This window comes from Calidithermus terrae (genome assembly GCF_003574345.1).
Lineage (GTDB): Bacteria > Deinococcota > Deinococci > Deinococcales > Thermaceae > Calidithermus > Calidithermus chliarophilus.
The window spans coordinates 1-7,000 of sequence record NZ_QXDL01000206.1 but is presented as its reverse complement, the minus strand read 5'-3'; the positions used below and the strand labels follow the sequence as shown (position 1 = coordinate 7,000).

8 protein-coding genes and 1 pseudogene are annotated in these 7,000 nt (G+C 73.0%); 7 read left to right on the top strand and 2 right to left on the bottom strand.

Features of this window, described 5'->3' with window-relative positions; translation table 11 throughout:
- From Mterra_RS22530 to Mterra_RS17370, 5 genes and pseudogenes are all read left to right on the top strand, one after another.
- Positions 1 to 250 (top strand): annotated as a pseudogene (locus tag Mterra_RS22530) (MDR family MFS transporter); the annotation flags it as partial.
- A gap of 9 nt (positions 251 to 259) precedes the next feature.
- Positions 260 to 694: a methyltransferase family protein gene (locus Mterra_RS17385; protein ID WP_119316304.1), complete on the top strand. Its 435-nt coding sequence runs from the start codon at positions 260 to 262 to the stop codon at positions 692 to 694.
- Positions 691 to 1,368 carry a response regulator transcription factor gene (locus tag Mterra_RS17380; RefSeq protein WP_119316303.1) on the top strand — a complete coding sequence of 226 codons (678 nt, stop codon included), beginning with the start codon at positions 691 to 693 and terminating at the stop codon, positions 1,366 to 1,368. Before Mterra_RS17385 ends, Mterra_RS17380 begins: the two co-directional genes overlap by 4 nt.
- 11 nt (positions 1,369 to 1,379) lie before the next feature.
- On the top strand, positions 1,380 to 2,594 hold the full coding sequence (locus Mterra_RS17375; RefSeq protein ID WP_119316302.1) for a sensor histidine kinase: 1,215 nt from the start codon (positions 1,380 to 1,382) through the stop codon (positions 2,592 to 2,594).
- Positions 2,591 to 2,980: a hypothetical protein gene (locus Mterra_RS17370; RefSeq protein WP_147372909.1), complete on the top strand. Its 390-nt coding sequence runs from the start codon at positions 2,591 to 2,593 to the stop codon at positions 2,978 to 2,980. The genes Mterra_RS17375 and Mterra_RS17370 overlap by 4 nt, the downstream gene beginning before the upstream one ends.
- Positions 2,981 to 3,021: 41 nt before the next feature.
- Here Mterra_RS17370 and Mterra_RS17365 read toward each other — a convergent pair whose 3' ends face one another.
- Complete coding sequence (locus Mterra_RS17365) at positions 3,022 to 4,239, bottom strand: MFS transporter (RefSeq protein WP_119316300.1); 1,218 nt, start codon at positions 4,237 to 4,239, stop codon at positions 3,022 to 3,024.
- A gap of 201 nt (positions 4,240 to 4,440) precedes the next feature.
- Entirely contained in the window at positions 4,441 to 5,169 is a 729-nt protein-coding gene (locus Mterra_RS17360) for a pseudouridine synthase (RefSeq protein WP_119316305.1), read from the bottom strand.
- Positions 5,170 to 5,478: 309 nt separating this feature from the next.
- Here Mterra_RS17360 and Mterra_RS17355 point away from each other — a divergent pair, with 309 nt between their 5' ends.
- Complete coding sequence (locus Mterra_RS17355) at positions 5,479 to 5,694, top strand: hypothetical protein (protein ID WP_119316299.1); 216 nt, start codon at positions 5,479 to 5,481, stop codon at positions 5,692 to 5,694.
- A partial coding sequence (locus tag Mterra_RS17350; RefSeq protein WP_147372908.1) for a hypothetical protein occupies positions 5,684 to 7,000 on the top strand: 1,317 nt, incomplete at its 3' end. The genes Mterra_RS17355 and Mterra_RS17350, both read left to right, overlap by 11 nt.

The following is a 7,000-nucleotide window of genomic DNA, read 5'->3' as shown; positions in this document are numbered from 1 at the left end:
GAACGCGGGGGCAGAGGTCCGGGCCGCGGCGCTGGCGGGGGCAACCCGGGGGCTCGAGGAGGCCCGCCGGAGCGCCCTCGCCGCCGTGGATAGGGTCGAGGCCGCGCTCGAGCAGGCCCTGACCACGGCCATCCGGCAGGTGTACCAGATCGGCGTCGTGATCGTGCTGCTGGGGCTGGCGGTGACGCTGTTCATCCCCGAGCTGCCCCTGCGCCGCAGCAACGCGCCCGCCCCGGCGGCGGCCGACTGAGCGGGGCGTATGACCCGCCTGGTCCCCGTCCAGATCGCAGGCCTGGCCTTCCTGCTGGGCCTGCTGCTGCACCTGCTCATCCCCGCCCGCTTCCCCGCGCCCTTCGCCCTGGCGGTGCTGGCGCTGCTGACCGGGTTCGGGCTGGCGGCCTGGGCCGTCGTGGAGTTCCGGCGCCACGGCACCCCGGTCGAGCCCACCGCCCTGCCCACGCGGCTCGTGACCAGCGGCCCCTACCGCTTCAGCCGCAACCCCATCTACCTGGGCATGACCCTCACCCTGCTCTCCCTCGCGCTGTTCCTGGGCTCCTGGCCGATGCTCGCCGCGCCGGTGGCCTACTGGCTGTTCATGAACTACAGCTACATCCCCCGCGAGGAGGCCAAGGTGGGGCAAACGCTGGGAACACCCTACGCCGAGTACCGGCGAAAGGTGCGGCGGTGGCTGTGAGCGCCAGCATCCTGATCGTTGAGGACGAGGCCCGCCTGGCCGACATCCTCGAGGACTACCTCCGCCGCGAGGGCTACCGCACCGAGCGGGCCAAGGACGGGGGGCGGGCGCTGGAGCTGTGGCGCGCCCTCCAGCCCGACCTGATCCTCCTCGACCTGATGCTGCCGGTGCTCGACGGGCTCGAGGTCGCCCGGCGCGTCCGGGCCGAGAGCGCGGTGCCCATCATCATGCTCACCGCCCGCGACGACGAGGTGGACAAGCTGCTGGGGCTGGGCCTGGGCGCCGACGACTACGTGGTCAAGCCCTACAGCCCGCGCGAGGTGGTGGCGCGGGTCAAGGCGGTGCTGCGGCGGGTGCGCGGCAGCGTGCTGGCCCCCGAGGTCTACCGGGCGGGTGGGCTGGAGGTGGACCTGGCCGCCTTCGAGGTGCGCTGCGACGGGAAGCCCGTGGACCTCACCACCAGCGAGACCCGGCTGCTGGCCCTGCTGGCGAAGGAGCCGGGCCGCGTGCGCACGCGGCCCGAGCTGCTGGCCGTGACCGGCGACGCCGACAGCTACGCCGACGAGCGCACCGTGGACGCCCACGTCAAGAACATCCGGCGCAAGCTGGGGGCTTTCGGCGAGCGCATCGAGACGGTGCGCGGGGTGGGCTACAAGCTGGTAGATTCGGCTTGAGGGGACCGGCCATGCACTGGAGACGGCGGCGCGGGCGGGGCGAGACCGAGCCCCCCTGGGCCTGGCAGCGCCGCGAGCGCTGGCGGGGGCGCTGGGGCCTGCGGCGCAGGCTGACCTTCTTCTTCACCTTCGTGGCCCTCACCGCCGTCTTCCTCACCACCTGGTTCACCCTGGGGGCGGTCTACAGCGCCCTCTTCGGCGACGCGCCCAGGGCGGGCGGGCAGGAAGGCGGCTGGTGGAACTGGCGGCAGGGGGCCTGGGGCGACCCCCAGTTCGCCCAGGCCCGCGAGCTCTTCGGGCGCATCACCGGCACCGCCTTCTGGTCGGGGACCCTGGCCTTCCTGCTGGCCTCGGTGGCCGCCGCCGTGGTGACGCGCATCCTGACGCGGCCCCTGGTGGCCCTCACCGACGGGGCCAAGCGCCTCGAGGCCGGCGAGCGCGGCCTGCGCCTGCGGGTGCCCCGCTCCAACGACGAGCTGCAGGCCCTGACCGTGGCCTTCAACAGCCTGGCGACGGGCCTCGAGCGCCAGGAGGCCTGGCGGCGCAACCTGGTCGCCGACATCGCCCACGACCTGCGCACCCCGCTGGCGGTGCTGCGCAGCGAGATCGAGGCCATGCAGGACGGGGTGGTCCCCTTGGGCGGCGAGGGGTTGGGGCGGCTGCACGCCCAGGTGATGCTGCTCTCCAAGCTGGTGGACGACCTGCGCACCCTCTCGCTGGCCGAGAGCGGCGGCCTGCCGCTACGGCTGGAGGTGGTCGAGCTCGAGCCCTTCCTGCGGGGGGTGGTCGGGATGTTCTCGCCCCGCGCCGCCCAGGCCGGGATGGGGCTCGAGCTGCAACTGCCCCCTTCCCGCCTCAGCGCCCGCTTCGACCCTGCCCAGATCACCCGCGTGCTGGGCAACCTCCTCGACAACGCCGTGCGCTACGCCGCCGGTCCCGTCGAGCTGAGCGCGACCCCCCACGAGGGCGGGGTGAAGCTCTGGGTGCGCGACCACGGGCCAGGGCTCGGCCCGGAGGCGCTCGAGCGCGTCTTCGAGCGCTTCTACCGCGGCGACGCCTCGCGCACGCGGGCGGAGGGCAGCGGGGGCTCGGGGCTGGGCCTGACCATCGCCCGGGCCATCGTGGAGGCCCACGGGGGGCGGCTCGAGGCCGCCAACCACCCCGAGGGCGGGGCGGTGTTCAGCCTGATCCTCCCCCCCGACCCTCCCGCCGAGGCAGGCCGGTGAGTGCTTTGGGCTCGAGCTGGCTGCTCGGCGTGCGGGGCATCCCTGGCGTGGGCGACAAAGCCCTCAAGGCGGGCGCCGACTACCGGCTGCAGGGCGAGGGCGTCTACGTGGTATCCCTCGAGGCCCGCAACCTCTACAGCCTCGAGGCCCCCGTCACCTCGGCCCAGGCCAGCTACACCTCGAGCCCCCGGACCTTCAGCGGCTTCGCCTACCGGCTGCTGGTCTCGTTCGAGGTCGGCGGGGCCTCGGCCAAAACCCTGGTGCTGTGCTACCTGGCCCCTGGGCCGGGCGGGGCGTGGGAGGGCAACGGCCTGCGCCTGCGGCAGCAGAGCGGGAACCGCTACTCCCAAGACGGCAGCGGCACCTGCAGCCTGCGAAGCCAGTAGGCCACGACCGCGCCCCCGGGCAGCACCGGGGGCGCAGAAGTTCAGCCCGACCCCGCGGCGGGCCCCTCGCGCCGGGGCAGCCCGACGAGCAGCGCCAGCGGCCCCGCCAGCAGGCACCACAAAGCGGCCTCGAGGCCGAAGCGGTCGGCCAGCCAGCCCAGCCCCAGCGGCAGCAGGCCGCCCAGCAACCCCGAAACGCTCCCCAGCGCCATCACGCTGCCGCTCTGCCCGGGCAGGGCGGCGTAGAGCCGGGCCTGGAGCAGGGCGTACCAGCCGGAGTTGAGAAAACCCAAAAGCCCGAGAAGAGCGAGCTTAGCAGCCAGCGAGGGCACCAGCAGGAACAGGGGGTACAGGCCCAGCATCGCCAGCGCGCTGGAGCGCAGCCACACCAGCCCCGGCACCCGCCGCAGCAGGGGCAGCAGCGCGGCATCGCCCAGCAGCCCCACCCCGGTCAGCACCGCTACGGCAAGGCCGGCCTCCGCCGGGCCGGCGCCCACCACCCCCACGAAGTACAACGCCACGAAGCCCCGGAACACGTCGAGCATCAGGTCGGCGGCCTCGAGCAGCCCCAGCCAGCGCAGCACCGCGCCCCGCCGCAAGGCCGCGAGGGCTTTGCGCAGGCTCTGACCCAGCCCCGGGGCCGCCTCGTGCCCGCCCGGCTCCCCTACCGCCAGCCTCGAGCGCCACAGCCCGGCCACCGCCGCCAGCGTCAGCAGGGCCAGCCCCAGGAACACCGGCCGCCAGCCCAGCCCCAGCGCCACCGCCGCGCCGACCAGGAGCGGCCCCAGCACGTTCCCCAGCGACCCGGCCAGCGCCCAGCGGGCCATGTTCTGCTCGCGCCGGGGAGGGTCGTGGTCCATCAAGGTGGCCTGCATCAGGTTGACGAAGGCCCCCGAAGCCGCATAAAACACCAGCCAGCCCAGCAGCAACACCCAAAAGGCCTCCGCCAGCCCGGTCAGGACCAGGGCCGCGGCGAAGGCCAGCCCCCCGCCCAGGATCAGCGCCCGCCGCCAGCGGGTGTCCCCCAGCAGCCCCAGCCAGGGGTCGGCCAGGATGCCGAGCAGCTGGGGCGCCGAGAGCAACAGGCCGATCTCGAGGTAGGAGAGCCCCAGGTCCTGCCGGATCAGCGGCCAGGCCGCCCCGCTCACCCCGTCGGCCAGTTCGTCCAGGAACTCGACGAGCAGGCTGGTCGCCAGCACCGCCGAAAGGCCGCGCAGCAGCGCCAGGCCAGTCCCACTGCCAAATCGCCAAAACGCCATCCGGTATTCCTCCGAAGGTCCGAAAGCCCGAAGCCGAAGGCCAAAAAGCCGACGGCTCGGCGGAGGAATCCCGGTGCACGACCCCGCTGCCCGGTCCTCTGAAAGGACGGGGTCAGGACGAGCGCCGCGGGATCACCAGGGAGGGAAGGTCATGGGGGGCCTCGAGCCCCAGTCTACCCCGCCCGATCAGGCCGGGCGGCCCTAGCGTGGGGCGAGGTCTACGGCTTCGTAGAGCCGGCGCTCCTCGCCGGGCTCGAGCGGGCGGGACTCCCCGGGCGGCAGGTCTTTGGGCAGCTCGAGCGGCCCGAAGGCCACGCGCCTCAGGTAGGTGACGTGGTTGCCCCGCGCGGCGAACATGCGCTTGACCTGGTGGTACTTGCCCTCGCGGATCACCAGCTCGACCCTGCGGCCGTCGGCCTCGAGGCGCAGCTCCGCGGGCTGTAGGGGCTCGCCGTCGAGGTCCAAGCCCGCGGCGAAGGCCTCCACGTCGGCGGGGGTGGCCGGGGCGGCCAGCTCGGCGTAGTAGCGCTTGCCCACCTTCCAGCGCGGGTGGGTCAGGCGGTGCAGCAGCTCGCCGTCGGTGGTCAGCAGCAGCAGGCCCTCGGTGTCCTTGTCCAATCGGCCCACCGGCATCCAGTCGTCGCGCTGCCACTCTTCACGCAGGAGCGCGGTGACGGGCTGGCCGTCGCGGTCGCTGGTCGAGGTGACGTAACCGGCGGGCTTGTGCAGCACCAGGTGGAAGAAGGCCCGGTAGACCACCACCTCGCCGTCCACCTCGAGGCGGGCCTGGGCGGGGTCGAACTTGAAGGCCGCGTCGCGCACCACCTCCCCGTCCACCGAGACCAGCCCGGCGCGGGCCAGCCGGTGGACCTCCTTGCGGCTGCCCAGGCCCAGGTGGGCCAGTACCTTGTCCAAGCGTTCTTTCGCCATGTCCAAAAGAAAAACCCCGGACATCTCCGGGCTTGATAGTTTCATAGTACCGACTTATGCAGTATGCGTCAAGCTTTTGCAGCTCAGGGTTCTAGATTCCCGATAAGTCGTCCGCAGTGGACCCAGAAAGGGCTCCTCTGCGATGCGAAAAAACCAGCAAACGTCAGCACCTAGGCCCCACCCCCGCCCGCCAAAGCCAACCCCCGAGCGTCGGAAGATCCTCCTTCCGGCGCTCGGTCTCGCTTGGGCGGCCTACCTGGTCCTGGTCGTGCTGCGGGGGACGCTATGACGCCGAACCTCGTTGATCTCATGCAGCGTGTCCAGCTCCGTTCCGGCGGCCGGGTCTACTTCTGGCCCGCGCCCTCGCCGGTGGACGGCTCCGTCTACTGGTCCTGCGCCCCCTTCCGGGGCGGGGCCATGGTCCCCGTGCCCACCGACCGCGGCGCCTACGTCGCGGTGGGCGCCGACCCCGCCCAGGCCCTCGAGCGCCTGGCCGAGCGCTGGGGGGTGGGCGGTGGCGCTTGACCCCCGGCTCCGGCGCAGGCTCGAGCGGCTGGGCGAGCTGGTGCGGGCCCGCAACAGCGGCAGCGGCCAGCCCGTACCCGGAAAACCGCCTGAAACGGCCGGTAACCCCCCTCCGAGCGGGGCCCCGCGGGTGGACCTTGGGGCCAGGGAGCGCCTCGAGCGCCAGGCCGAGCGGTTGCGCCGGCGGGCCCGCCTGGTGCAGGGGGACCAGGCCGAACAGCTCAAGCGCGACCTCGAGCACCTGACCGCGCGGGCCTTCGAGCTGGTGGACCTGGGCCTGCCCCTCAAGGCCTACGAGGTGTACCGGGCCGCCCAGCTCCAGGCCGCCCGCCGGTTCGCCGAGGTGCCGCCCACCCGGGCCCTGCTCGAGCGCATCCTCCGGCGGGGGCGCTGGGAGCTGGAGGGCTTCGCCCTCGAGATCTTCCAGGCCCTGCTCGAGCTGGCCCTCCACGTGGGCGACCGCCGCGGCTACCACCCCTCCACCGGCGAGGTGGCCTTCCACCTGCCCCAGCTCGCCCTGGCCCTCTACCTGTGGCCCGACGCGCGGCTCGAGACCGCGAGAAAGCGCCTGCAGCGCGGCCTGAAGGCCCTGGCGGAGCTGGGCTGCGTGAGCTACAAGGCCCGGGTGGGCAACGCCAGGGACACCGACACCGGCGAGGCGTTGGGCTGGAAGGACGGGACGGTGTTCAACGTGCGGCTGCGCGCGGGCCGGGCCGCGCCCCTGCTGCGCGAGACGGTGGCCCACCCCTGGCGCGACCTGGACGGCGACACCCGCAAGGGGCGCACCGTGGCCAGGCTCATCCGGGGGGCCTTGTCCCAATCACAAAAGACAGTGGATAGATTGATGCGCCTGAAAGACTTAAAAGAATGGGCGTTACCGCCTTCTCTCCTCAATTCTCAACCGTTAACTGATTGGGACACGTCGCCCGAGGCCGTGCACGTCGCCCTGCGCAACGCCGTGCAGGACGTGAAGCACGCCACCGAGCCCACCCGGATGCAGTTCATCGGCGCGGCCGCGTCGTCCATCAGCCGCAACATGATGGACGGTCACAGCCGCTGGCTGTACTTCGCCCTGCTGGGGGGCGCCCGGGCGCTCCACGAGAGGGGCACCGACCGCTTCGGGGCTTTGCAGGCCCACATCGGCGAGGCGCTGAGCCAGTACGGGCGGGGCGAGGCCCACAGGCCCGGCGCGGTGCTGGTGACCAGGCTCAAGGAGGCCGGCCTGTGGGACGAGCTGATGGGGGCCTGGGAGCGCTGCGCCTGGAAGACCAAGGCCCCGCCCGAGGCCGGGGGCGCGGGCGCGGGG